The sequence below is a fragment of the Pseudomonas graminis genome (assembly GCF_004364335.1).
GTDB classification, from domain to species: Bacteria; Pseudomonadota; Gammaproteobacteria; order Pseudomonadales; family Pseudomonadaceae; genus Aquipseudomonas; species Aquipseudomonas graminis_D.
Map to the genome: position 1 here is coordinate 295,020 of NZ_SOCR01000003.1, position 25,811 is coordinate 320,830.

Genomic DNA, 25,811 nt, shown 5'->3' on the forward strand with positions numbered 1-25,811 from the left:
TCAGTCAGCTTTTGGCTGACTGTCCTGCGCCGCCGGAGTGGTTTTAGCCGCTGTCGCCGGGTCAGCCGCGATGGCTACGGCGGCGCCGTTATCCAGTTTCAGCTGGCCGCCGGTGACCACTTGCTCGCCGGTTTTCAATCCTTTGCTGATAATCACCAGCCCGCCCCGACGCTCGCCGGTCTCAACGAAGCGTCGCTCGACCATGAGCTGAGGCTCGCCCTTGCTGTTCTTTTCCGGCTGGCCGTCGGCGGTCTTTTTCGGCACGACGACGTAGACCGAGTTGCCGTACAGCGTGTAGGTGATCGTGCTTTCCGGCAGCACCAATTGCGGCGTGTCCTGCCCGAGCAGCACCTGCAGGCTGGTGAACATGCCGGGCAGCAGTTGGCTGTCGGGGTTGGGCAGGGTGGCGCGAATGAGCACGTTGCGGGTGGTGTCTTCGACCTTGGGGTTGATGGCGCTGATACGCGCAGTGAATACGCGCTCCGGGTAGGCCGCGACACTCACCTGCACCTGTTGGCCGAGGGCCAGTTTCGGCAGCATCTGCTCCGGCACGAAGAAGTCGGCGTACAGGCTGGTCAGGTCCTGGAGCGTGGCGATTACCGTGCCGCTGGCAAGATAGTCGCCAACGTCGACCTGACGAATACCGATGGTGCCGCTGAAGGGCGCAAGAATGCGCTTCTTCGCCAGCGAGGCATTCAGTTGTGCGACGGTGGCAGCGGCTTTCTTCTGCGTGGCGGCGAGCTTGTCGAAGTCGCCACGGGAAATGGCCGACTCGCCCACCAGTTTACTGCCGCGTCCATACTCCACCTGCGCCAGACCGAGGTCCGCTTCGGCAGTGCCAAGGAGGGCTTTCTCAACATCGCTGTCGAGCTGCAGCAGCGGCTGACCGACCTTGACCTTCTGGCCGGACTCGAACTGCACGGCCTTGACCGTGCCCGCGATTTCCAGCGACAGATCCACGCCCTGAGATGCCTTGAGCGTGCCGATGGCGGGCAGACGGTTCTGCCACGGCCGCTCCTCGACAACGGCCACCGCGACATTGATCGGCGGCTTCGGCGCCGTGAATTGCTGTATCTGCTGATAGACCGAAAACGCCTTGTACCCGCCCAGGGCCAACACCACGAGCAGGACAATGCCCAACATGATCAACATGCGGCGACGCAACATATTCCACTTCCTTGGAAAACCGATGAATCAGGCGAGCACGTTAGTCGTGTCGCGGTTTGGTTGCCAGTGGCAGTGAGCAGGACTTCCATTCCCGATCAAACCAAATGCAAATGGTTGTCCCACAACCCCGCCGGTAGCTCCAGCGGCTTGGCGACCAGCACTGCCTCGCGGCAGTCATAGAATCGGCAGCGCCCTTGTCCCGAGGTCACGACAAAGCCGTTCGCCACCGCACCCACGCCGGCGCAGTCAGGCAGCGGTGCGTCGAGCTTCAGCGCGCCGCTGTCCAGGTCCCAGATGAAGAAGCGGTTGCCCCTCGGCGCGGTCAGTGCCACCAGCCGCAGGTCGTTGTGGATGGCGACGCTGGCGGTGTAGTGCGCCATCGCCTGCAGCTGTTGCTCGGCCACCGGGAATGCCTGAAACGGCTGGCCCGGCCGCTTGATGGCGAGCAGCTCGGCGGATTCGTGGGAAGGCCCCATGAACTGCTGCCCCGCGACGATGGTGCCGTCGCTGGCGATCGCCATATGCCGCACGCTGTTCATCTGCTGCGACAACGTCTCTTTGCTCAGCAGCGTGCCATCGCGCTGCATCAGCACCAGACTGGGCTCCATGGCGTCGAGGTTCATCTCGACACGGCTCTCGGCCTCGGTGCGGATGCCGCCGTTGGCGACTGCGAGGGTCTCGCCGTCCGGCATCCATGACACTTGGTGGGGGCCTACGCCGTGGGTGGAAATCTCCCTGGTGCGCTGCAGCCGCTCATCCACAAATCGATACACGCCCAGTAGTCCACGGCCCGGTTCCGTCGTGTCGTTTTCGGTGGCGTACAGCCATTCGCCGTCCTTGTGAATGACCGCGTGGCCGTAGAAGTGCCGGTGGGGTTGCGAGGTGATGGTCTGCAGCAGTCGACCGTCGCGCAGGTCGATCAGGTAACTCTCGGTCCCCGGCCGGCGCGCGACGAACAGCGCGATCGGCAGGTTCGGGTGATTGATGATGTCGTGACAACGTTGAGCGACGGCGGTGGCAAATACCTGCGTGCCGTCGACGCGATAGCCCACGGCGAAGTGCTGGCCGTTGCCATCGTCCCGGGCGGACAGCAGCAGCGGGCTTTCGCCTTTTTTCGCGAACAGCGTCCAGCCGCCAAACGTGACGGCGCTGAGCAGCAGGCTGCCCAGACCCAGAGCCTGACGTCGCAACATATCAGTCACCATCATTGGCGTTAAAACCCAATTGAATGCCCAACGCTTTGGCCAGCTCGCCTTCGTGCAGGCGATGAACCACATTGAGGCTGTCGTAGAAGGCGTTGAGCTGCTGACGGCCTTCTTCGGTAGCCAGCAGATCCCCGAGCGGCGGTTTCAACGCGGCCAACTGCCGATTGCTCTCGGCGTAGGCGGCGTCGATCTTGTCGGCCAAAGGCTTCTGCTCCTTGGGCAACAGCCCGCGCAAACCCTTGTTGTCAACGCCGGCCCAGACCGTCTGCGCGCTGGCCAGACTCGCCTGCAAGCTGCTGAGGGAGGCTTTGCTGCGCCAGGCTTCGGCCTGAAACGGCTGCGGCACGCCCTTGGTGCCACGGCCCAGCGGGGTGCCGAGCTTTTTCTTCAACGAGTCCAGCGCGGTCACTTGCACGCGCAGCAACTCGGCGATGGCTTCGTGGGAATCGGCATAGCGCTGATTGGGAAACTTGCTCAACTGAGCGAGCATGCCGTCGTTGCTGTTCCAGCTGTTGAGGATGTCTTCAGCCAGCGCTTTCTGACGTTCGCCGATGGCCACCAGCAGCGGGCAATAGCGGGCTTTCTGCTCGGCGTTGGCCAGGTCGATGTCGGCGTCGAACAGGATGTATTCATACGCCGAGAGGCCCTGAACCACCACGCTGGATTTGCCCAGGGCGTCGGCGCTGATCTGCGGCTGTGCGGTGACCAGTTGCTCCACCTGCCGACCGACGAGGTTCTTCTTGTCAGGCCAGAACTGAATCTGCCAGGCGCGATTGCCTTCGGCCAGCGGCCCGATCAGCAGCGGTTGCAACTCGGCCCAGGCTTTTTGTGCGTGGAGGAAGTCGGCGCGGGCGGTGTCCAGGTCGGATTTGCCCTGGCAGTAGGACAGCGCACTGATCGCCAGTTGCCGGTCGGCATCGACCCAACGGCTGTAGGTCGGCAGGATCACCTGACTGGCGATGGCGGCAGACGTCACGGCTTGCGGGTCTGACGGCGCGCACGCGCCCAGTGCCAGTGCGGCGAGGCTGGTGAGCAACAACTTGGGGCGGAACATGCCCGACTCCTTATTTTCAGAAATACGTTAGAGAGAATTCAGGAACGCCAACAGCGCCGCGCGTTGTTCCGCGTCGAAAGCCAGCACCTGACGTTGCGCCGGCAGCGCCTCGCCACCGTGCCAGAGCACGGCCTCCATCAGGTTGCGGGCGCGCCCGTCGTGCAGAAACTGTGTGTGGCCACTGACGGCTTGCGTCAGGCCGATGCCCCACAACGGCGGCGTGCGCCACTGCTGGCCGCTGGCCTGAAATTCGCTGAGATTGTCGGCCAGGCCTTCGCCCATGTCGTGCAGCAGCAGATCGGTGTAAGGGCGAATGACCTGATTCGCCAGCTCAGGCTCGGCGGCATCGGCGGAGGTGGTGAATTGCGGCGTGTGGCATTGCTGGCATCCCGCCTTGAAAAACAGATTCTTGCCCGCCAGCACCTGCGGGTTGGCCACGTTGCGACGCGCCGGCACGCCGAGGTTGCGGGTGTAGAAAGTGATCAGCCGCAGGATGTTGTCGCTGACTTCCGGCTCGCCTTCAGGGCCGTTGCCGTTGGGCGCGGCAAGGCACGCGGTCTGTGACGGCGTGCAGTCGTCGGCCGGCATCAGGGTGGACGTCAGGCCCATGTCCCCCACCAGTGCGTGGGCATTTTGCTGGTTGATGCTCGGCTGCGAGGCTTTCCAGCCGAAACGACCGAGGACGGGTTTCTGCTGCGCGTCGTCCCACACCCAGTTGGCTTTGCCGGTGATGCCGGTGCCCTGTTCATCGTTCGGGTTGGCGTTCGCGAGAATCGCGGCTTGAGGGATGGCTTCCAGAAGCCCGAGGCCGATCATCGGCGGGGCGATGCGCGCGGAAGCTCGCGTCTGCGGGTGCATCGGGCCGTAACCGGGCTGGGTGATCTGCAGTGTAGGGCGGCGCAGATGCACCGCGGTGCCGTCGCGAAAATGCACGGTCATCGAATCGTAATCGACCCGCACCTTGCCCTCGGGCGTCACGCCGGGGATGGCCATGTCCTGCAGCTGCCTGCCGTACACAGGCTCGGGCGTCAGGCCCAATTGCTTGATGTGCTCGGCGAATGCCGGATCGTCGGGAATCGACAGGCGCACCAGCATCGACACGGCGTTGTCGGCGCCGGGCTCGGGCGGGTGACCACGACCGTCCTTTATGTGGCAGTTCTGGCAGGCATTGGTGTTGAACAGCGGACCCAGCCCGTCACGGGCGGTGGTCGTTGAGGGGGCGATCACCCAAGGGTTGCGGAAGAAACTGTTGCCGACGCTGAAGTCCAGCCGCCGGGTGGGCGACAGGTTGGCCGAAGGCAGGGAAAACGCGTTGCGGTCGCTTTTGTTGACGGTGGTGGCTCCGCCAGATCGCGACTCGCCGGGCTCGGCGGTGGTGAAACGCGGGGCGTCATCGCACCCACTGACGGCCAACGCCATCAGCAGGAGAAACGAGGGACGGAACCGCGCAGTCATACAGGTCCTGCAAGGGGAGGAAATCGGGGCGAGCAAGCTTACCAGCCCCGTGTTTGATGAATAAGAGGGATTAGCGTTTGAAGGTCCTCTCGTAACGTGTTGTTACCAAATCATCGGCAGGCGCCGGGCTGGCAAAACTCACGCACCGGCGATCTCCAAGGCCGGGTTTTCCACGAGTAATTGCATCAGGCGCCGTTCGCCCTCGACCACTTTGAACGACCGGTAATCGCCAATGCTGTCGAGCTGGCGTTCGCGTTCGCGGATCGCCAGCTCCTTGGCCCGCTCGTAGCCGTAATGCTCGACCCTGAATGACTTGGTGACACTGCTGCCGTTGCGCAGCGTGGTCCGCGCCACCCAATAGGCGATGCCGGTGTAGCAGCGGTAATGGACCCCCGGATAGCCGCTGGTGTTGGTGGCGATGATGCGTTGACGGATGTCACGGCTGAGCTTGGGCAAGTGGGCCAGCAGTAATTGGTCACGGCATGCGTCGGCGGCTTTTCGTGCCGGATCACGGCCGCCGTAGCGGGAGAACGAAAACAGCCGGTTGAAGGTCCTGCCATCGCGGTAGATCGTCACCTTCCAGGCACGCGGGCCCTTGACGCCGACCAGCAGGTGGATACCGTAATCGTTGGCTTTAAGCTTGCTGACGCGGCGCCTTTTATTGTTTCTCTTGGGCACTTTCTGTCTCCTCCTGGATAGGGTGGGGTCAAGGAAGTGCGCATGATCAGCGGCGGGGGAGGCGTGTTCAATCCGACAAGGCGCGAACAGGAAATGCCCTACAAAGCTTACAGACCGGTCCCTGGATAAGGTCCGTTTTGGTGGGATTTGGAGCTTCGATTGACGAAAAAAATGCCGGCCCGTGGTTGGGTCGGCATTCGTTTGCGGCGGGGCCGACTTCAGTCGGGCTTGTGTGAAAGTCGCGGCCCGCAGGGTTTGAAGCGGATCAGAACTCGTGGTCGGCGTTGTCGGGGTTCAGGTCAGTGATGCCCAGCTTGCCGGCCGCTTGCTCGATGGCGCCGGTCTGTTTGACCAGCGCAGCAATGGCGTCGCGCACCACCGCGTTGCCTGCTGTATTGCCCGCGGCGATGAGCTGGTCGAAATGCTCGCCCTTGTTGGCGTGGTCGACGATGACCTGCAGCTTTGCCTGGGTCGCGTCGAGGTCGGCGCGCACGGTCTGGTCGGTCGCGGCGTCGGCCTTGGCCACCAGCGAAGACAGGCTTGGGCCGGTCACTTTGCTGCCGTCGACGCGGGTGTATTCGCCCAGGTAAACGTTGCGGATGCCCAGGCCGTTATAGAAGTGCGAGTTGTGGGTGTTGTCGCTGAAGCAGTCGTGCTCGTCCTCGCTGGAATTGGCCTCCAGCGCGACTTTCATGCGCTCGCCCGCCAGTTCACCCAGCGACAGGCTGCCCATGCCGAACAGCATTTTGCGCAGCCCGCTCTCGGCGGATTCTGCTTCCAGCGTGGCGCGGTAGTTGTCGGCGACGCCCGGCTTCCAGTTGTTGACCATTTCTTCGAGGTCGCTCACCAGCAGGTCGGTGGCGGCCTTCAAGTAGGCGCGACGGCGGTCGTTGTGGCCGCCGGTGCCGCCCTGGCCGTCAATGTAATCGCTGGCCGGACGCTCGCCGGCGCCCGGGCCGGTGCCGTGCAGGTCCTGGCCCCAGAGCAGGAATTCAATGGCGTGATAACCGGTCGCCACGTTGGCTTCCGAACCGCCGAGCTCGTTCAGGCTGGCGAGTTTTTCAGGGGTGATTTCGCTGACGTCGACTTTGTCCTCGCCCACTTGCACCGACTTGTTGGCGATGATGTTGGCGGTGGCGCCTGGGTTACCCAGCGCGTGCTGGTAATCCTTTGCGACGTAGTCGATCAGGCCTTCGTCCAGCGGCCATGCGTTCACCTGACCTTCCCAGTCGTCGATGAGGGTGTTGCCGAAGCGGAACACTTCGCTTTGCATGTAAGGCACGCGCGCCGCGACCCACGCTGCACGCGCTGCTTTCAGAGTCTGGTCATTGGGGGTGGCGAGGAAAGCGTCGACTGCCGAGCTGAGGTTTTTGGCAGTGGATTCGGCGTCGCTGAAGACGGCAAATACCATGTTGGCGTAGTTGGCGACCACTGCTTTGGTGGCGGCTTCGCTGGACTGGGCAGGTGCGGCGGCGGAGGTCGGCGCTGGCGCCGGAGCGGCTGCGGCAGTTGCCGGGGCTGGCGCTGCAGCGGCGGGTTTGTCCTTGCCTTGATCACAACCGGCCAGAGCAATAGCGACAGCCAGCAGACTTGCGGTTGCCAGGGGCATACGAATCATGACGGAATCCTGCATCGAGAAGAGGTGTGAACGGTGGCGAACGCCAAAAAATGCTGCGCCATAATGCGAAAGATTTGCATTCGGTGTAAAGGCCATTTGCCCAGGCAGTCGGAGGGAGATATTTCAAGCTGTTTCAAGGGAGGGCTAAGCTGCGGCCTCAGAATGGCGAGGAGAAATCTGCACAGCCGCTGCCTTCGTGTCGGAAGGCAGGCGTGCTACAGCGCCTCGCTGTGGCTGCGCTGGGCTTGCTTCAGGTAAGCCAGCAGCTCCCGCGCCGGCAGTGGCTTGCTGTAGAAATAGCCCTGACCTTCATGGCACCCCTCAGAAATGATGTACGCCTCTTGCTCGGCGGTCTCTACGCCCTCGGCAATCACCTGCATGCCCAGGCTTTTGCCGAGCTGAATGATGGCGCGCACGATGGTTGCGTCGTCATCGTCATCGATCAGGTCCTGCACGAAGCTCTTGTCGATCTTGATCTTGTCCAGCGGCAGGCTTTTCAGATAGCTCAACGATGAATAACCGGTGCCGAAGTCATCAATGGCGATCAACGCCCCGGAGCGGCGCAGGCTCAACAGATGCTGCGCGGCGGTGGTGATGTCTTCCATCAGGCCGGTTTCAGTGACTTCCAGCTCCAGGCTTCGGGGCGGCAGGCGGTAGATCTGCAACAGGTTGTTCACCACCCGCGGCAGTTCGGCGTGGTGCAACTGCACGGTGGACAGGTTCACCGCCATGCGCAGGTCGCTGAAGCCCTGATCGTGCCATTCGCGCAGCTGTTTGCAGGCCTGATCCAGGACCCACTCGCCGATGGCGATAATGGTGCCGTTCTGCTCGGCCAACGGGATGAACAGGTCAGGCGGCACGAACCCATGTTCCGGGTGAATCCAGCGAATCAGCGCCTCTACGCCGACCACACCGTGATCGCGGTAGCTGATCTGCGGCTGATAGACCAGATGAAACTGCTCGCGGGCCAAGGCTTCGCGCAGGTCTTTTTCCAGCTCGCGACGACGGCGCATCTCGCTATCAACGCTGGCGATATAAAACTGGTAGCGATTGCGCGAGCGGGTCTTGGCCAGCGTCATGGTCTGTTCGGCTTTCTGCAGCAGCTTCTCGGTGCTGTCGCCATCTTCAGGAAACAGCGTGATGCCGATGGTGGCGCGAAGACGAATCTCCTGCTGATCCACGGCGAAGGGCGCTTCCAGATCGTCGAGGATGTTCTGCGCCAGCTCGGCCGCTTCGTAGGGCTGTTCGATATCGGCCTGAACCAGCGCAAACTGGTCGCCGCCCAGGCGGGCAAGGGCGCCGAGGCGGCCGCTGTGACTGCGCAAGCGATCGGCCAGCGCCAGCAGCAACTGATCGCCGGCCTGATAACTGAATTGTTCGTTGATGCCTTTGAAGTCATCCAGACCGACGCACAACACTGCGACACGATGCTGCGCTTTTCCGGAGTCGACGAGGATTTTGTCCAGCTGCTTCTGCAGTTGCAGCCGGTTGGGCAGACCGGTGAGGAAGTCGTACTGGGCCATCCGCAGCAGGCTGGACTCAGCCTCGTGGCGCAGGGTGGTGTTGCGCTCGATGGACGCCAGCAGCTGGTTGGCGGTGTTGACCCAGACCCCCAGCTCGTTTTTTTCGTGGCCTTTGAGCAAGGGCAGTTGGTGCTCGCTGGGGCGGTCGGGATTGATGCTGGTCAGGTGCTCGATGATTCTCGACAGCGGTTTGGTCAGCAGCCAGTGATAAACCAGGTACAGCACCAGACCCATCGCCAGCGCGCGCAATACGCCGGAAATGAAGATGATCATCGAGTTGGTGAGGAAGGTTTCGCCGTAGGTGGCGGTGTCCAGGGTGATGCGCAGGTCGCCGTAATATTCGCTGTACGGGGTGCGGCCGACCAGTTGCGTGGTGAAGCTTCTTTCCTGGCCAAGGATCAGATCGGTCAGCCAGCGGGTGGGGGTGGCTTCGAGATCGCGGGATTTCTCGGCGAGCACCGTCTCGTTGGGATGACCGATGGACGCCTGGCGCACGGCTTTGTCCTGAAACAGCCCTTCAATGACCTGCATGCCCATTTCCCGGTCCAGGCTATAGACGGCCTGGGTCGACGGGTCGCGAAACATGTCGAGGATACGCGCCGCGTCCGAGGCAACGGCCTGGCGGGTTTTGTATGCGTCGTAGACGATCTGTGCGCAACTGAGCACGACCCCCACGATCAGCGCTGAAAGCAGCACAACGCGAAGCAGCTTTACCGACAAGCTGTGTTTGAGTTCCAGCTTCAAATGGCCATTCCTTTATCCATGCTGATAGCGGGCTGCCTGGGTGCAAGCACTGGCAATGCAGGCATTCGGGTCAGGCGCTTCTGGCGTGCGCGTGACCCCATCAATCGGGAAAACAGTTCATAGGCATGCCACTCAGGCTATCCGTACATTGTCGGTCGTACGCGGGGAAAACTTGAGCCCAGCCGTTTGAATCAGCACGGAATTTGATATTAGTCGGCTATCGCTTCCAGACAATACATAAACGACAAACAGAAGGCGAAAAAAAACCCGGACGTGCCGGGCTTTTTTATTCGAGCATTCAAGCATTCATCAAGCGGTGAAGCTTTTGCCTTCGAACTGCTCGGCAACGAACTTCCAGTTGACCAGGTTCCAGAACGCCTCGACGTACTTCGGACGCAGGTTACGGTAGTCGATGTAGTAAGCGTGTTCCCAGACGTCGCAGGTCAGCAGCGGGGTGTCGCCGCTGGTGATCGGGTTGCCGGCGCCGATGGTGCTGGCCAGGGCCAGGGAGCCGTCGGCTTTCTTCACCAGCCAGCCCCAGCCGGAGCCGAAGGTGCCGATGGACGTCTTGCTGAATTCTTCCTTGAACTTGTCGAACGAGCCGAAGGCTGCGTTGATCGCGTCAGCCAGGGCTCCAGTCGGTTGGCCGCCGGCGTTTGGCGCCAGGCAGTTCCAGTAGAACGTGTGGTTCCAGACTTGAGCGGCGTTGTTGAAGATACCGCCCGAGGACGTCTTGACGATTTCTTCCAGAGTCTTGCCTTCGAACTCGGTGCCTGGCACCAGGTTGTTCAGGTTCACGACATAGGTGTTGTGGTGCTTGTCGTGGTGGTATTCCAGAGTTTCCTTGGAGATGTGCGGTGCCAGAGCATCATGTGCGTACGGCAGCGGAGGCAATTCAAAAGCCATGGTAATTCTCCTAATCAGGTCAGTTGCGGTTTGCGCAAGGCCGATCACGGGCGGCCAGACAGAACTTACGCTGGCGAGTTTGTACTCTTTGCAGCGCAGGGGCTGGATCATAGCACCGGCCCCTGACCTTAACCACGCAACAACTGTAGGGGATAGAGGTTCCAGAGCGTTGCACTGAAATGCGCGTTGGCCAGACCGATGTTCACGCCGTTCTGATCAATTGCACCGCGACGCTGAACATCATCACCGCGACCATCAGGTCCAGCAGGCGCCAGGTGGCCGGGCGCGCGAGCCACGGGGCCAGCCAGGCGGCGCCGATCGCCAACGTCGAAAACCACAACACCGAAGCGCTGGCTGCCCCGGCCACATAGGCGCCGGGCACCGCTTGTTGCGCGCCGAGCGAGCCAATCAGCAGCACCGTATCGAGATAAACGTGCGGGTTCAGCAGGGTCACCGCCAGGGCGGTCAGCAATACCGCGCGGCGTGAGCGCTGGCCGTCGCTGTCGCCCTCGGCGAGACTCTGCGGCGACAACGCGCGGCGCAGAGCCATGGCGCCGTACCACAGCAGAAACACCACGCCGCCCCAGCGCGCCACCGCCAGAAGCGTGGGGTTGTGGGCCAGCACATTGGCCAGCCCGAACACACCGGCCGCCACCAATACGGCATCGCACACGATGCACAGCAAGGCCACGGAAAGGTGGTGTTCGCGACGCAGACTTTGCGCCAGCACGTAGGCGTTCTGGGTGCCGATGGCCATGATCAGGCCAAGGGAAACCAGCAGGCCGTTGAGGTAGCTTTGCCACATGATGTCGAGCCTCGATCAGTTCATGAATGGGCGGGATCAGGCATTCGCGGCCAGTGCGCGCAAGGTGGTCATGGCCTTCTGCGCGTCGTCCTTACCCACGAAAAGGTGGTCGTGGTAAAAGCCCGCGACTACGTTGCAACTGATGCCCGCCTGGCCCAGCGCGCTGGCGAACGCGGCGGTCAACCCGACGGCCGCGAGTGAGGAGTGAACGGTCAGGGTGATCCAGGCCATGACGTAATCGCAGTCCAGGCCCAGCTGCTGGGCCTGTCTGCGTTCGAGGATAACGGTCAGGCCTTCGCGCTCCCGGAAGCTGCCGATCACCTCAACGCCCTGCACGTGGCTGCCGTCAGCCACGGTGCAGAACACGTAATCTCCGTCGTTCAGTTCGGGGTCCATGCTGCGCCGCAAGGCGCTGAGGGAGGTTTCGCCAGTCATTGAGAGTTCGCCGTCCATTGAGTGTGTGCCGTGAATCAGTGGTGGCGATTGTCGGTCGACAGGAGGTATAAGAAAAACCAATAAAGCTCATCACCCATTAGGAAAACTGATGTTTGACTACAAGTTGCTTTCCGCGCTGGCGGCGGTGATCGAGCAAGCCGGCTTCGAGCGTGCCGCTCAGGTACTCGGCCTGTCACAATCCGCGGTGTCCCAACGTATCAAGCTGTTGGAAGCGCGGGTCGGCCAGCCAGTGCTGGTCCGGGCGACGCCGCCCACGCCGACAGAGATCGGTCGGCGGTTGCTCAACCATGTTCAGCAGGTGCGTTTGCTGGAGCGTGACCTGCAAAGCGTAGTGCCCGCCCTGGACGAAGGCGGCATGCCCGAACGTCTGCGCATCGCGCTGAATGCCGACAGCCTGGCGACCTGGTGGGCCCTCGCGGTCGGGGACTTCTGTGCCGAGCATCAATTACTCACTGATCTGGTGGTCGAGGATCAGGATGTCGGCCTCAAACGCATGCGCGCTGGTGAAGTAGCCGCCTGCCTGTGCGGCAGTGAGCGGCCTGTGGCGGGGGCGCGCAGCTTAGTGCTCGGCGCCATGCGCTACCGGGCGTTGGCCAGTCCTGACTTTATTGATCGGCATTTCCCACAAGGCGTTACGCCCCAAGCGGTGGCCCGATCGCCTGCACTGGTCTTCGGTCCGGATGATTTTCTGCAGCATCGCTACCTCGCTTCGCTGGGTGTGGAAGGCGGTTTCGAGCATCATTTATGTCCGTCGTCCGAAGGGTTCACGCGCATGGTCGAAGCCGGAATGGGCTGGGGACTGGTGCCGGAACTGCAGGTCCGTGGGCAATTGGCGAGCGGTCAGTTGGTCGAGTTGCTGGCCGACCACTGCATTGATGTGCCGTTGTACTGGCATCATTGGCGTAATGGCGGTCGGTTGCTGACGGAGCTGACGGACCATCTGGCAAAAAAAGCGGGGCAATGGCTGGTGCCGTTGGACGCCAAGTGAACGTCAGTAGTCGACGCTACACACTGTAGGAGCGCGCTTGCCCGCGATGGCGTCGGGTCATTTAGCCCAGCTGCGTCTGGCGAATTGCCTTCGCGAGTAGCGCGCCCACACACGATCGTTCGCAAAAAGAGCCGTGGCGATTACAGATGAAAGACGATTAAACGGAGCAGGCAATGAAAATTCTGGTCACCGGCGCAGGCGGCTTCATCGGCGGACGCTTCGCGCGTTTCGCGCTGGAGCAAGGCTTGAGCGTCCGGGTCAACGGCCGCCGCGCCGAGGGTGTCGAGCATCTGGTACGGCGCGGCGCGGAGTTCATTCAGGGCGACCTTTGCGATCCGGAGCTTGTTCACGCGCTGTGTGACGACGTCGAAGCGGTGGTCCATTGCGCGGGAGCGGTGGGGACGTGGGGACGACGCCAGGACTTCCATCAGGGCAACGTTCAGGTCACCGAAAACGTCGTCGAAGCCTGCCTGAAACAAAGGGTCCGGCGGCTGGTGCACCTGTCGTCGCCGTCGATCTATTTCGATGGCCGATCGCACCTCGATATCCGTGAGGAGCAAGTCCCCAAGCGCTTCGGCAATCACTATGCCGCGACCAAATATATGGCCGAGCAAAAGGTGTTTGGTGCCGAAGAGTTCGGTCTGGAAGTCATCGCCTTGCGCCCGCGTTTTGTGACGGGGGCGGGTGACACCAGCATTTTCCCGCGACTGTTGCAGATGCAGCAGAAGAAGCGCCTGTCGATCATCGGCAACGGCCTGAACAAGGTCGATTTCACTAGCATCCAAAACCTCAATGAAGCGCTGCTCAGCAGTCTGCTGGCAGCAGGGGCGGCGCTGGGCAAGGCTTACAACATCAGTAATGGCGCCCCGGTTCCCCTCTGGGACGTGGTCAATTACGTCATGCGCCAGATGGAATTGCCGCCGGTCAGGCGTTATCGGTCCTATGGCCTGGCGTACACCGCTGCTGCCTTGAACGAGGCGGCGTGCCTGATCTGGCCGGGGCAACCTGAACCGACGCTGTCGCGCATCGGGATGCAGGTGATGAGCCGCGATTTCACGCTTGATATCAATCGCGCCAGGCATTATCTCGACTATCAGCCCGATGTCAGTGTGTGGACCGCCCTTGACGAGTTCTGCGGTTGGTGGAAAGCCCAGCACGGCGGAGCGTTGTAAAAGGCGTCAACATCCGTGGTTATACTGCGAGCCATTCAGATTCAGCGGTTTTTTTCAAAGGTAAACCCATGCGCAAAGATCCCTATGACGACGTCGATGACGTCCCGAGCCTCAGCGCCAAAGACGATGACGATGATTTTCTGCCGCCCCCGGGTGCCCGCGAGCGCACGACCGTGTATTCGCGCGATACGCCGGTGGTAAAGGTGAAGGCGCCCGGTACCGGCGCGTTGTGGACACTGATCGTTGTGTTGTTTATCGCGTTTTGCGGCCTGGGCTGGTGGAGTTTTCAGCAGGTCTCTTTGATGGAGCAGCAGTTGGTGGCGACCCAGGAAAGCTTCGCGCGGATCAGCGAGGAGGCGGCGGGACGCTTGCAGGATATTTCCGGCAAGGTGGTGGCGACCGAGTCGATGGCGAGCAGCAGCGAGGCGTTGAAGGCGCAGATCAAGCAGTTGCAGGATCAGTTGGCGGATCAGAGCAAGCAGCAGCAGGGTGTGGCGGGTTTGCAGGGCGGTCTGGACAAGCGGCTGGAGCAGATCAGTACGCAGAGTGCCCAGCAGCAGGCGGTCAACCAGCAGTTGCAGGATCAATTGAAGGCGGTAGCGACTGAGCTGGCGGCGTTGAAGGCGGCGATGCCGGATGGCAAGTCGGCGCAAGCTGAGCAGGAGCGGCTGGAGACGCAGTTGAAGGGTTTGACGGCGGATGTGGCGAACCTGAAGAAGGCGAACGGCAGTCAGGCGATCGAGCAGCTTGAGCAGGATATGGTAGTGGTGAAGAGCGAGTTGGAGAATCGTCCGGCGGCTGCTTCGTCGGGGGCGAGTCTGCAGGAGTTCGATGCGTTTCGTGCGCAGATGACGCGGACGATCAACACGTTGCAAAGCCAGATTCAGACGTTGTCGCAGCAGATCAATGCGCGGGGGCAGTAGTACGTCTATTGCCTGTTGACGGCGTGTATATCCTTTATTTGTAGTGATGCCGAGAGAGTGGCGCCCTAACGGCCGCCGGTTTCGCCTTCGGCGAGTTACTTGGAAAAGCACCCCAAGTAACCAAGGGTGCTTGCTCCTGGTTGGGCCCGACTTCGTCGGGTTCCTTCACTCCGGTCTCGCTCCGTGGGCCCGCGCCGAACGGACATCCCTGTCCTGACGGCGCTCTCGCCGCATCCATGCGGCTCGGCCCACTGCGCGAAACCTGCGTTCAGCCTGCACCCAAGTCGCGTTTGGGGGTGACTGGGCTTTTTGCGCAGGAAGATCACAAGCTGATCACAAGCAGATCAAAAGCTTCCCGGCTGAAGCCGGTCCTACTAGTTGTACGGGGCTCACTGACTGCACGCGATACCGCTGTAGGAGCCGGCTTGCTGGCGAACTCGGTGAGTCAGGTTCGAGGATGTCGACTGACACGCTGCGTTCGCCAGCAAGCCGGCTCCTACGGGCTTGCTGATCGCTCCAACGCTCCCCGCGGACATGCATGCTGATCGTTCCCCCGCTCTGCGTGGGAATGCATCCCGTGACGCTCCGCGTCCTTTCTGCTTACAGCGTCGGATAGTCCAGATAGCCTTCGGGGCCTTTGGCGTAGAAGGTTTCAGGGTGAGGCTCGTTCAGCGGAGCATCCTTGGCCAGCCGCGCAGGCAGGTCAGGGTTGGCAATGAACGGCACGCCAAACGCCACGGCATCCGCCTTGCCGCTCGCCAGCCACTCGTTGGCGCTGTTCTTGGTGAATTTCTCGTTGGCGATGAACACCCCACCGAAGGCTTCTTTCAGGCGCGGGCCGAGGCTGTCGTCGAGTTCACGTTCGCGGGCGCAGATGAAGGCGATGCCGCGTTTGCCGAGTTCGCGGGCGACGTAGGTGAAGGTCTCTGCCGGGTTGGCGTCGCCCATGTCGTGCGCGTCAGCGCGGGGCGCCAGGTGCACGCCGACGCGGCCAGCGCCCCAGACTTCAATGGCGGCGTCGGTCACTTCCAGCAGCAGACGTGCGCGGTTTTCCAGCGAACCACCGTAGGCATCGGTGCGGGTGTTGGTGCTGGTTTGCAGGAACTGGTCGAGCAGGTAACCGTTGGCGCCGTGGATCTCTACGCCGTCAAAGCCGGCAGCCTTGGCGTTCTCGGCACCGACGCGGTAGGCGTCGACGATTTCTTCGATTTCCGCCAGTTCCAGCGCGCGCGGGGTGACGAAGTCAGACAGCGGACGCACCAGGCTCACGTGGCCTTTTGGCTGGATGGCGCTCGGCGCGACGGGTGTTTCGCCGTTCAGGTAGGTCGGATGGGAAACGCGACCCACGTGCCACAGTTGCAGCACGATCTTGCCGCCGGCTGCGTGCACGGCTTTGGTGATGTTGGCCCAGCCGCGCACTTGATCGTTGGACCAGATGCCCGGGGTGTCGGGGTAACCCACGCCCATCGGCATGACCGAAGTGGCTTCGCTGATGATCAGGCCTGCCGAGGCGCGCTGAACGTAATACTCGGCCATCATCGCATTGGGTACGCGGCCTTCGTCGGCGCGGCAGCGGGTCAGCGGCGCCATGATGATGCGGTTGGCCAGTTCCAGGTCACCCATCTTGATCGGGTCAAAAATCGTGGTCATCGTGAAATCCTCAGTGCAATCGGTAAGAGGTGGATCCGCAGGTTTCAAATTCGGGAATCAGTTCGTCACAGGGGCCATTTCGACATCGTTGCGCTGACGGAAGTTGATCAGCGTGACCAGCAGCGCCAGCACCGCGAGTACCCCGGCTGCCAGCGGCACGGTGGTCAGGCCAAAACCATGGGCGATGACGCTGCCACCGACCCAGGCGCCCAGCGCATTGCCGACGTTGAAGGCGCCGATGTTCAGGGTGGACACCAGATTGGGCGCGGCCTTGCCAAAGGTCACCACGTTGATCTGCAGGGCAGGCACGGCGGCGAACGCGGCGGTGGCCCAGAGAAACAGGGTGATCTCCGCCGGAATCAGCGCCGTGCTGGTCCAGCTCAACACCGTGGAGATCACCGCCATGGCGATGAACACGCCGATCAGCGTGGCGGCCAGTCGGCGGTCGGCGAGTTTGCCGCCGATGATGTTGCCCAGGGTCAGACCGAGCCCGATCAGCATCAGCGTCCAGGTCACGCCCAAAGGCGAGACGCCGGTAACTTCGCCCAACAGTGGCGCGACGTAGGTGAACAGCGCGAACACGGAGGCGGCAAACAGCGCGGTCATGCTCAGCGACAGCCAGATGCCCACGCCTTTGAGCGCAGCCAGTTCGGCGCGCATGTCGAGTTTCTCTTCATCGCGTTTGCTCGGCAGGAAGCGAATCAGGCCGATGAACGCGATGACGCCAATCACCGTGACCGCGAAGAAGGTCGAGCGCCAGCCGGCTTGTTGTCCCAGTGCGGTGCCCAGCGGGACGCCGAGTACGTTGGCCAGGGTCAGACCGGTGAACATCAGTGCAACGGCCGACGCGCGGCGATTGGCCGGGACCAGGCCTGCCGCCACCACCGAACCGATGCCGAAGAACGCGCCGTGGCACAGCGCCGTGACCACACGGGCGAACATCAGGATGTTGTAGTCAGCCGCCACAGCGCAGAGCAGGTTGCCGATGATGAAAATGCCCATCAACGTCACCAATGCGCCTTTGCGCGGCAGTTTGGCGGTGGCCATCGCCATGAACGGCGCGCCGATTGCAACGCCCAGGGCGTAGCCAGTCACCAGCCAGCCGGCGCCGGGAATACTGACGCCCAGGTCGCTGGCGACGTCGGGGAGCAGGCCCATGATGACGAACTCGGTCGTCCCGATGGCAAAGGCGCTCAGGGCCAGAATGAGTAGAGAAAGGGGCACGTTGCGTCTCCTGAAAAGGCGGGTGTGTGGCGCAGGGCTCAGAGCCGCTGCGCCAGTTGCTGCACGAACGCCTGAATGACGTCTTCGTTGCGCTTGAAAAAATGCCACTGGCCGTGTTTCTGGTTGGTGATCAGACCGGCCCGTTGCAGCGTGGCCAGATGGGCGGAAACGGTCGACTGCGACAGACCGGCGCGTTGGTCGATCTGGCCGGCACACACACCACCATCGATCGTGTGACGCTGGTCGGGGAACATCGTGACCGGGTCTTTGAGCCAGTCCAGAATCTGCCGGCGAACCGGGTGGGCGAGGGCTTTGATGATTTCGTCGATATCGATGTCAGTAGGCATGTCGTTCTCAGTGCAGGTGCGCTGTATCGCGATGGGGCGAACCTTATATCTATAAATCGCGATATACAAATATGATTAGGTGCTTAGCAGAGGCCGAATCGTTATATCGGGTTATAACGATATGAGTCTGGCCTATTGTATTGGTGGAGCCTTCACCGGCAATCCCGCTTTACACGCGCAATGAATGTGGCGACTGTACGAGCGTCATTGCGAATGAGTCCCCGCACATTCGGCGGGATCAGGCGCAGAAATAAGGCTCGCAGCGATAGGCAAGCACCATGAATTACCTCGCACACCTGCACCTCGGCGGGCAGACCTCGGCGCAATTGCTGGGCAGCCTGTACGGCGACTTCGTCAAAGGGCTGCTGCCCGGGCGTTTCCCGGCGGACATCGAAAGCGCGATTCGTCTGCATCGACGCATTGATGCATTCACCGATTCGCACCCGCTGATCAAGCAGGCACTGGGGCGCTTTCCCGATGGCCGTCGGCGCTACGCCGGCATCGCACTGGATGTGTTTTTCGACCATTGCCTGGCACGGGACTGGCACGTGTATTCCGACGAGCCGCTGGATACCTTCACCCGCAAGGTTTACCGCGTGCTGGCCGAGCAGCCTGAGTTGCCGGAGCGTCTGGCGCTCATTGCACCGCGCATGGCGGCGCAAGACTGGCTGGGTTCGTACCGCGAGTTTTCGGTGGTGGGCGATGCACTGGCCGGCATCTCGCGACGCCTGTCACGGCCGGAAGGGTTGGCCGGGGTCAATCAAGAGTTGCACGCGCTGTATCGACCGTTGAGTGACGACTTCAGCGCGTTTTACCCTGAGCTTCAGGCGTTTGCTCAAGCGGCTTTGGCGGCGGAACGTACCATTGCCGGTTGAACCGCCTCGCCGAACAGCGCGACCTGCACCGCCTGCTGCGCTTCGAACGCCAGCGCTGCGCGTTCTTTGCCCTGGGAAGCGATCGGCGAGAGCAGCTGGATGTGCACCTCACTCACCTCATTGGCAAACAGTCGACGCAGGTGCGAGAGCAGGTCGTCGTCGCCAATGAAGGGCGCGATCTGATCCGGCTGGCCGTCCCGCACATATTGAATGGCAACCGGCTGCACCGGCACGCCGGTTTCAATCGCGCTCGACAACAGGCGGCCATGGAAGGTGCGCAAGCTGCGGCCGTCAGTGGTGGTGCCTTCCGGGAAGAGCACCAGCGAATGCTTGCCGAGCAAGTGCTGGCCCATCTGTTTCTGAATCAGCTTGCTGTCGCCCGAGCCCCGGCGGATGAACAACGTTCCGGCTTTCAAGGCCAGCCAGCCCGCCACCGGCCAGGTGCGCACTTCGGCCTTGGACAGGAACGACAGTGGCGCCAGCATCCCCAGCAACGGAATGTCGGTCCATGACACATGATTGCTCACCCACAACATCGGCTCGCTTGGCAGCTTGCCGCTGACTTTCACGCGAAACGGCAGCGCCCCACTCAGGCGCGCCATGAACCAGGCGGTCCAGCGCTGACGCCGGGCCATGGAATTGCCGATGCGCAGGCGTTCCATCAGGGCAAAGGTGCCGGCGATGCTCAGGCCCAGCGCAATGACCCACAGCACCCGCACCACGCGCGCATGACTGCGCCAGTTGCTCATCACACCGCTGCCTTGAAGTGGCGGGCGTAGCGAGGGCACAGCTCGTCGCGTTTAAGCAGGATGAAGACATCGGCGACTTGGAAATCCTCGTCCCAGCACGGTTCGCCGCAGATCTTCGCGCCGAGGCGCATGTAGGCCTTGAGCAGCGGCGGCATCTCGCAGATCACGTTGTTGGGCAGGTCCAGTGTCGGCAGCGGATTCTTCGGTTCGGCGCGCAGGTGCTCGGTGCACAGATAACGTTCGCGCAGGCGTTGCATGATCGCGTGGGCCTGAATGCCGCCGTCCTGCATCGGGATGCTGGCGCAGCCCATCAGGTAGCTGTAGGCGCCTTCGTTGAGGATCTCGGCCAGTTCGCTCCACAACACGGCGATGGTGCCGCCGTTGCGGTAGGACGGATCAACGCAGGTCCGACCCAGTTCCAGGATAGGGCCCTGCAAATGACGCAGGCCGTGCAGGCTGAATTCTTCTTCGCTGTAGAATTTGCCCAGGGTGCTGGCGGCCTTGTGGTCCAGCAAGCGGGTGGTGGCGACCAGACGACCGCTGCTGAGGTCTCGCACGCCGATGTGCATGCAGTGAACGTCGTAATCATCGATGTCCAGGCCCAGCTCGGCGCCCTTGAGCCTGGCGTTGAATTCGCCACTGAACACACTGAAGCGCAAAGCCTGTGCTTCCTGCAGGGCCTTCTCACCGATCAGGCGTTCTGCCTGCAGGCGACGTTCGGTTCGGGTGTCTCGAATGCTGGCGATCTGAGTCATGCGGCATCTCCGTAATCCCGCCTTCGTCCAGGCGGGTCGACTGATTGTTCGAGCATTGCTGTACGAATTCAGGCTAGGGAGAGGCCGTGTCACGACCATTAAACTTTGGTGATGGTTGCGTGACAGGGGGTTGTGTTCAATGGGCTGTCATTATTCGCTGCTACGTTTGCCTGCATCCGAGCCCGAGACTCTTCCATGAGCCGTCTGCTATTCGCCTTCCTGCTGTTGCTCATCATCTGTTCCGCTGCCGCCGAAACCTGGCCTGCGCCGGACTGGTCGGAGAGGCCGATCGGTCGAAACGAAGCGGTCACCGCCCTTGAGACTTATGCCTTCCCGCCCCGCGACGAGGTCGAACGCAAGGGCGTGCGCACAGACGCGCTGCTGATCATTCACGATGGCGAAGTGGTGTATGAACGCTATGGCGGCGTGACCCGGGCAGACACCTCGCACCTGACCTGGTCGATCAGCAAAAGCATTCTGGCGAGCGTGCTGGGCGTCGCGTTGGGTGAAGGCCGTTTCAAGCTTGAAGACCCCGTCTCCCGGTTCTACCCGCCGTTCAGCGCGCATCCCGACATCAAGCTTCAGGACCTGCTGCACTGGGCTTCAGGACTGGACTGGCAGGAAGACTACGAATACGCGCCGCTCAACTCCTCTGTCGTGGCGATGCTTTACACCCGAGGCCGTGGAGACATGGCGCGGTTCACCGCCGAGCACGGCGTCGCCAGTGCGCCGGGCACCTCGTATCGCTATTCCAGTGGCGACAGCACCGTTCTCGCTGCTGCGCTGAAAGGCATGGTCGGTGAGAGGTCTTACGCGGATTACCCCTGGACTGCGTTGTTCGACCCGCTGGGCATCACCAGCGCCACCTGGGAGCGCGATGCCATCGGCACTTTCGTCGGGTCGTCCTATGCGTACATGACGGCCCGCGACCTGGCGCGCATCGGCCTGTTGATGGCGCGCGGCGGGCGCTGGCAGGACCGGCAATTGCTGCCCAAGGCCTGGGTTGATTTCAACCTGACGCCGTTCAAATCCCTGACCCCGACCCCGATCGATGAAGCCCCCGGCGGTCACTGGTGGCTGAACAAAACCGCCGACGGCAAGCCCGGCCCGTGGCCCGACGCACCGCCCGACACCTTTGCGGCCCTCGGCCATTGGGGGCAGGCGCTGTACGTGATCCCCAGCGCAGGACTGGTGATCGTTCGTTACGCCGACGATCGCGACGGCAGCTATGACCACAACCAACTGCTCAAGCTGGCGCTGAATGCGGTGGCCGGGGAGGGTGGCAAATGATCGCTCGCAAAGCATTCATCCTACGCCGCCCGTTCAGCAGTTTCGGCATCGTGGTGGTGCTGATCGTCGCTGGCCTGATCTGGAACTGGCGCGTACAGCTGCAGGTATTCCCCAGCATCATCAGCGCCTACACGGCCAAGGAGTATTGCTCGTGCCGTTTCGTCATGAACAACCCGGCGGAGTACTGTCGCAGCTACGTCAAACAGTGGCTGCCCAGCACGATAAACGAGGACGCCCTGAACAAGCGCGTCACCGCGACAGGACTTGGCCGGGAGAGCACAGCGCAATGGGAAGGCCCGCGCCAGGGCTGCCGGTTGTCATCGCCGGTGCCGTAGAACGTTGAAGTTTGCCTGCGGTCAGACAGGCGGATAGGGTTGCGTATCGCACCCTCTGGAGTCTGCATGTCCATTCGCATTCCATCCTCGCCTGCCCGCGCGGCAAGCGCTGCTCAAGCCCGCCTATTGATCGCCACGGCGAGCCGCCCATGAGGGGCGCGATTTTCCCGTGGCGTGAAGAAAACCAGTTCAACCTGCTGATCGACGGCCCTGCGTTTTTTCCGCGCATGATCGCCGCGATCGAAGGGGCGCAGCAGCAGATCGAGCTCGAGCTGTATCTGGTGGAAGCCGGCGCCTGTGCCGAAGCGATCGTGCAGGCGCTGATCAGTGCGGCGAGTCGCGGGGTCATCGTGCGTTGTCTGTTCGATGGCTTCGGCGCTGCGGCGTTTACGATCAGCCTGCGCAAGCGACTGACCGACGCTGGCGTAATCCTGCGTTTCTACAACCCTGTGCATTGGCGGCGGGGCTTGCGCAACCTCTACCGCGACCACCGCAAACTGCTGCTGGTCGACAAAGAGCTGGCGGTGGTGGGCGGGACGGGCGTCACCGACGAGTTCTGGCGGCCGGACCTGAACAGCAGCGAATGGCATGAGGTGATGGTCGAGATCCGTGGGCCGCTGGTGATCGACTGGCAAGCGCTGTTCGACCGCCAGTTCCACGCCAACCCTCGGCGGCGTGCGTGGCGGCCGGCTGAAAACTTCGGTCTGCCGCGCCTGCCCAAGGCGCCCGTCAGCGGGAATGGACTGGGCCGTGTGGCCTATGCCGATTCCCGCCAGCATCGCGACATCGTCCAGTCACTGGTGCGTTCGCTGAACACCAGCAAGACGCGCATCTGGCTGGCGACGCCGTATTTTCTGCCGACCTGGAAAGTCCGCCGGGCGTTGCGCCGAGCCGCCTCGCGGGGCGTCGAAGTGCGCTTGTTGCTCACAGGTCCGCGCACCGATCATCCGTCGGTTCGCTACGCCGGCCATCGTTATTACCCGCGCCTGCTCAAGGCCGGCGTTAAAATCTTCGAATACCAGCCGTGCTTCTTGCACCTGAAGATGGTGCTGATCGACGACTGGGTCAGCGTCGGCTCCTGCAACTTCGATCACTGGAACCTGCGCTTCAACCTGGAAGCCAACCTCGAAGCCATTGACCCCGCGCTGACCAGCGCGGTGGCGGCCAGCTTCACCAAAGACTTTGCCGTCAGCAGTGAAATCACCCTGGAGGGCTGGAAATCCAGACCTCTGTGGCGACGGGCTCAGGAGCGGGTGTGGGGTTGGCTGGATCGGTTGGTGGTGAATGTGCTGGACCGGCGGGGCTGAGGCGACCACTTCGGCCTGACGTTTCAAACGATATTGTTGGGTCTAAAAAGCCGTGCTTCTGCCACTTCATAGCCTGGCTGGGCGCTGAACCCTCGGGCTCCTACGAAGAATTCGCGGATTGTGTCTCCCCAAGACTTTGCAGACATGGGCAGCGTCGTTGCTCGATCCCCAACCTCGAGGAAATCCATTAACCGCAAGGGCGCGACGGTGATGTTGCTGGGATAAGCCGACACCGTTCGATTCAGACTGTTGGCAACATTTTGAGCGGCACCGGACTTGCCTGCGGCGCACGCCAGCAAGACAAAACCTTTGCCTTGCGGGTGGCCCATGTCACGGAGGGCAGGTGCGATGTCCATGTGTGCCACCTCAGCTGCTGGACGCATTTGGCCTGCACTGTTCATCAGATTACCGAAGTCGTCGCCATGGGTCTCGAAAGCAGGCACCTTAGTATCCAGCCAGTTTTTATGGAAAACAACGTCCTGGCTGCCAACGTAATCGATATCCCCGTTTGCTTTGAACGTGGGTGGCTTGCGCTCATACAGAATGACGGATGTGCCGAAGTTCAGGGGCTTGGACGGCGCAGATGACCCAGCGCCTCGCCCTGACTTGCGGACTGCGCGCCCAGCCGAACGCCCCAGGCGCGCACGCAGCCTGGCCGCTGCCTTCGGCGCCATGCTCAGCCCTGCTTCCGCCAGCCCGGTGCCGAGCGAAACCCATCCCAGGATGCTCGCCGCCTTGCTGTCCTTGTTCGTGGCCTCCAGCACGGTTGATGCGATCCCCGTGCCCAGCGACACCGCGCTTAAGGTGGCAGCGCCAATGGCCACGGCGCCGGTGGCAGTGAGCGCGCCGATGCCGCCTGCGGCCAGGGCGGCGAAGGCCGGAGCGGCTGCACCGAAGGTGGCAATGGTGCCGACCACTCCTAACCCGATACCGATGCCGGCCACCAGCCAGGTGAGCCAGCCGTGACCACTGGGATCGATGCGGTTGACCGGATCGCCTGCGCAATAGACATAGGGGTTGAGCCCGCCCTGGCCGAACGGGCTGTCACTGTCCGGGGAAAGAAAACCCATGACGATCGGGTCGTAGGGCCGATAGCCGCTGGGGATGAACCAGCCGGTGAGGGGCTCGCGCCGTTCGCCGGCGAAGCCGAAAGGGTTGCTGTTGTCTTTATCAAGGGGTTCTGCGCCATGAACGGTGTAGGAGCGAGTGCGCACCGCGCTGTCTGCCTCGATGCGCACGCTGCCCTGAGCGTCGCAGCCCAGCAGCGTGGTCCCCTGACGCACGCCGGCGGTAAGCCTGCTCAGGGCGAATACGCTCCCGCCATCCCCCACTATGTGTAGCGTCTGATCGCCAGTATGTTCATGGGTGGCCTGACCGCCGCTGAAGAAGCTTCGCGTCAGCGTGCCGTTGATCAAGCGGTCGGTGAGCTGGCCGTCGGGGGCGTAGCCGTAATCGCAGGTACTGGTTTTATCATCGACCTTGATCAAGCGGTCCTGTGCGTCCCAGGTCAGTATGCGGTCAAGGGCCGGTCGGGAGTCTGTCGCCGGTAAGCGGTACGTGCGAACCCGTCCACAGGCGTCGTAGGTCAGATCGATGTGGCTCGGCCACGAGGAATGACTATGCTCGATGCTCAACACTTGAGTCGGGTCATCGTCATCGCCGGCGTAGGTGAACGTGGCGGTATCCGTACTGCGGTCGGCGAACTTGCTGGTGATTTCTTTGTACCCATTGAGGGCATTGAACGTGAAGACCTGTTCAACCACCCTGTTGCCGAACGGATCGGTGGGGGCCGCCGTGTCGTTGGCGGTGTAGTGGATGAGTCTGCCACGGTTGTCGTAGGCAAAGGTTTCGTCACCGACTTTCACGCCATCTTGCCACTGCCGGAAAGTTAGCTGATCGAGGGCGTTATATCCCAGGGTTTGAACCATGCTGTGAAGAGTACCGTTCAGGCTGATGGTGAAGGTACGAGTCTGCTCACGACCGTGGCCGTCATAGGTCAGGGCCTGCTGCAAAACGTTGCATGACGCTGGATCAGTGCTGATAAGGGTTTCCGGGCGATTGAACTCGTCGTAGGTTATGTCGATCGTCACGCCGTCGGCGGTGATCTGGTCAACCCGTCCAAACGTGTCGTAATGCTGCGCATGGGTCACGCCGTCGGCATCGTCAAAACCCAACAGCAAACCGCCAAGAGCGTAACGCCATGTGGTGACATGCTCCTTGCCGTCGACCGTCCAGGTATCGGTTTTGGGCTGGCCGGTGACGGTGTACGTCATGGTTTGCTCGCCCAGCGAACCGCTGGACGACTTCAGCAATGCCAGGGATGCGTCGTAAGCGAACGTGTTGGCGGTCTCGCCCGCAGGACAGATGCTGAGGATCTGATTATCGAGAGTGGGCTCATAAGTGAAGTCCACACGCTTGCCGTCGGGTAATACATTGGCGCTCGGAGGGAGTTGCGCCTCCTTGTATTCGAACTGGGTGGTGCGATCTCCGACGACTACGCTCAGTTGGCGGCCAAGGCCGTCGAAAGTTTGTTCACCCAGCGTCAGGGAGCATTTTTTATGAGCGTTCATGATCCAGTCCACCTC

23 protein-coding genes are annotated in these 25,811 nt (G+C 62.0%); 7 read left to right on the plus strand and 16 right to left on the minus strand.

Annotated features, from left to right (window positions below):
* The 10 genes from EC919_RS06400 to EC919_RS06445 all read right to left on the minus strand — a co-directional run bounded on the left by EC919_RS06400 (position 1) and on the right by EC919_RS06445 (position 11,590).
* Positions 1 to 1,167: an efflux RND transporter periplasmic adaptor subunit gene (locus tag EC919_RS06400; protein ID WP_133772261.1), complete on the minus strand. Its 1,167-nt coding sequence runs from the start codon at positions 1,165 to 1,167 to the stop codon at positions 1 to 3.
* 95 nt (positions 1,168 to 1,262) lie between these two features.
* Positions 1,263 to 2,360, minus strand: coding sequence for a DUF1513 domain-containing protein (locus EC919_RS06405; protein WP_133772263.1), 1,098 nt, complete (start codon positions 2,358 to 2,360; stop codon positions 1,263 to 1,265).
* 1 nt (position 2,361) lies between these two features.
* Positions 2,362 to 3,426 (minus strand): imelysin family protein, encoded by a 1,065-nt coding sequence (locus EC919_RS06410; RefSeq protein ID WP_133772265.1) that lies wholly within the window; start codon positions 3,424 to 3,426, stop codon positions 2,362 to 2,364.
* Between the two features lie 27 nt (positions 3,427 to 3,453).
* Entirely contained in the window at positions 3,454 to 4,881 is a 1,428-nt protein-coding gene (locus EC919_RS06415; RefSeq protein ID WP_133772267.1) for a di-heme oxidoredictase family protein, read from the minus strand.
* Between the two features lie 138 nt (positions 4,882 to 5,019).
* Positions 5,020 to 5,559: an AP2/ERF family transcription factor gene (locus tag EC919_RS06420; RefSeq protein WP_166650498.1), complete on the minus strand. Its 540-nt coding sequence runs from the start codon at positions 5,557 to 5,559 to the stop codon at positions 5,020 to 5,022.
* Positions 5,560 to 5,824: 265 nt separating this feature from the next.
* On the minus strand, positions 5,825 to 7,177 hold the full coding sequence (locus tag EC919_RS06425; protein ID WP_133772271.1) for an imelysin family protein: 1,353 nt from the start codon (positions 7,175 to 7,177) through the stop codon (positions 5,825 to 5,827).
* Between the two features lie 215 nt (positions 7,178 to 7,392).
* Positions 7,393 to 9,444 carry a putative bifunctional diguanylate cyclase/phosphodiesterase gene (locus tag EC919_RS06430; RefSeq protein WP_133772273.1) on the minus strand — a complete coding sequence of 684 codons (2,052 nt, stop codon included), beginning with the start codon at positions 9,442 to 9,444 and terminating at the stop codon, positions 7,393 to 7,395.
* Between the two features lie 309 nt (positions 9,445 to 9,753).
* The gene (locus tag EC919_RS06435; protein ID WP_065992213.1) at positions 9,754 to 10,350 is read right to left on the minus strand and encodes a superoxide dismutase; all 597 of its coding nucleotides are present in this window, start codon (positions 10,348 to 10,350) and stop codon (positions 9,754 to 9,756) included.
* Between the two features lie 202 nt (positions 10,351 to 10,552).
* A complete protein-coding gene (locus EC919_RS06440) occupies positions 10,553 to 11,155 on the minus strand; it encodes a LysE/ArgO family amino acid transporter (RefSeq protein ID WP_133772275.1) in 603 nt (200 codons plus the stop codon).
* A 36-nt stretch (positions 11,156 to 11,191) separates the two neighbouring features.
* A complete protein-coding gene (locus EC919_RS06445; RefSeq protein WP_133772277.1) occupies positions 11,192 to 11,590 on the minus strand; it encodes an ACT domain-containing protein in 399 nt (132 codons plus the stop codon).
* A 109-nt stretch (positions 11,591 to 11,699) separates the two neighbouring features.
* Here EC919_RS06445 and EC919_RS06450 point away from each other — a divergent pair, with 109 nt between their 5' ends.
* The 3 genes from EC919_RS06450 (at position 11,700) to EC919_RS06460 (ending at position 14,694) form a co-directional block, all read left to right on the plus strand.
* Positions 11,700 to 12,599 carry a LysR family transcriptional regulator ArgP gene (locus tag EC919_RS06450; protein WP_133772279.1) on the plus strand — a complete coding sequence of 300 codons (900 nt, stop codon included), beginning with the start codon at positions 11,700 to 11,702 and terminating at the stop codon, positions 12,597 to 12,599.
* A 173-nt stretch (positions 12,600 to 12,772) separates the two neighbouring features.
* The gene (locus EC919_RS06455) at positions 12,773 to 13,771 is read left to right on the plus strand and encodes an NAD-dependent epimerase/dehydratase family protein (protein WP_133772282.1); all 999 of its coding nucleotides are present in this window, start codon (positions 12,773 to 12,775) and stop codon (positions 13,769 to 13,771) included.
* A 68-nt stretch (positions 13,772 to 13,839) separates the two neighbouring features.
* A complete protein-coding gene (locus EC919_RS06460) occupies positions 13,840 to 14,694 on the plus strand; it encodes an ATPase (protein ID WP_133772284.1) in 855 nt (284 codons plus the stop codon).
* Positions 14,695 to 15,294: 600 nt separating this feature from the next.
* On the opposite strand, the gene EC919_RS06465 is transcribed toward EC919_RS06460, so the two are convergent.
* The 3 genes from EC919_RS06465 to EC919_RS06475 are packed head-to-tail and all read right to left on the minus strand — an operon-like array spanning position 15,295 to position 17,915.
* On the minus strand, positions 15,295 to 16,344 hold the full coding sequence (locus EC919_RS06465; protein ID WP_133772285.1) for an alkene reductase: 1,050 nt from the start codon (positions 16,342 to 16,344) through the stop codon (positions 15,295 to 15,297).
* A 57-nt stretch (positions 16,345 to 16,401) separates the two neighbouring features.
* On the minus strand, positions 16,402 to 17,568 hold the full coding sequence (locus tag EC919_RS06470) for an MFS transporter (protein WP_133772287.1): 1,167 nt from the start codon (positions 17,566 to 17,568) through the stop codon (positions 16,402 to 16,404).
* A gap of 38 nt (positions 17,569 to 17,606) precedes the next feature.
* Entirely contained in the window at positions 17,607 to 17,915 is a 309-nt protein-coding gene (locus tag EC919_RS06475; RefSeq protein WP_133772289.1) for an ArsR/SmtB family transcription factor, read from the minus strand.
* A gap of 278 nt (positions 17,916 to 18,193) precedes the next feature.
* Here EC919_RS06475 and EC919_RS06480 point away from each other — a divergent pair, with 278 nt between their 5' ends.
* The gene (locus EC919_RS06480; protein ID WP_133772291.1) at positions 18,194 to 18,790 is read left to right on the plus strand and encodes an ACP phosphodiesterase; all 597 of its coding nucleotides are present in this window, start codon (positions 18,194 to 18,196) and stop codon (positions 18,788 to 18,790) included.
* Here EC919_RS06480 and EC919_RS06485 read toward each other — a convergent pair.
* Complete coding sequence (locus EC919_RS06485) at positions 18,751 to 19,539, minus strand: lysophospholipid acyltransferase family protein (protein WP_133772293.1); 789 nt, start codon at positions 19,537 to 19,539, stop codon at positions 18,751 to 18,753. The two genes, EC919_RS06480 and EC919_RS06485, sit on opposite strands and share 40 nt — an antisense overlap.
* Positions 19,539 to 20,294: an L-ornithine N(alpha)-acyltransferase gene (gene olsB, locus EC919_RS06490; protein WP_133772295.1), complete on the minus strand. Its 756-nt coding sequence runs from the start codon at positions 20,292 to 20,294 to the stop codon at positions 19,539 to 19,541. The genes EC919_RS06485 and olsB overlap by 1 nt, the downstream gene beginning before the upstream one ends.
* A 195-nt stretch (positions 20,295 to 20,489) precedes the next feature.
* Here olsB and EC919_RS06495 point away from each other — a divergent pair, with 195 nt between their 5' ends.
* The 3 genes from EC919_RS06495 to EC919_RS06505 all read left to right on the plus strand — a co-directional run bounded on the left by EC919_RS06495 (position 20,490) and on the right by EC919_RS06505 (position 23,226).
* On the plus strand, positions 20,490 to 21,584 hold the full coding sequence (locus EC919_RS06495) for a serine hydrolase domain-containing protein (protein ID WP_133772297.1): 1,095 nt from the start codon (positions 20,490 to 20,492) through the stop codon (positions 21,582 to 21,584).
* Complete coding sequence (locus EC919_RS06500) at positions 21,581 to 21,919, plus strand: amidase (RefSeq protein ID WP_133772300.1); 339 nt, start codon at positions 21,581 to 21,583, stop codon at positions 21,917 to 21,919. Before EC919_RS06495 ends, EC919_RS06500 begins: the two co-directional genes overlap by 4 nt.
* A gap of 149 nt (positions 21,920 to 22,068) precedes the next feature.
* On the plus strand, positions 22,069 to 23,226 hold the full coding sequence (locus EC919_RS06505) for a phospholipase D-like domain-containing protein (RefSeq protein WP_133772302.1): 1,158 nt from the start codon (positions 22,069 to 22,071) through the stop codon (positions 23,224 to 23,226).
* Between the two features lie 23 nt (positions 23,227 to 23,249).
* Here the strand turns inward: EC919_RS06505 and EC919_RS06510 are convergent, their stop codons facing one another.
* Entirely contained in the window at positions 23,250 to 25,808 is a 2,559-nt protein-coding gene (locus tag EC919_RS06510) for an RHS repeat-associated core domain-containing protein (protein ID WP_133772304.1), read from the minus strand.
* Positions 25,809 to 25,811: the final 3 nt, after the last annotated feature.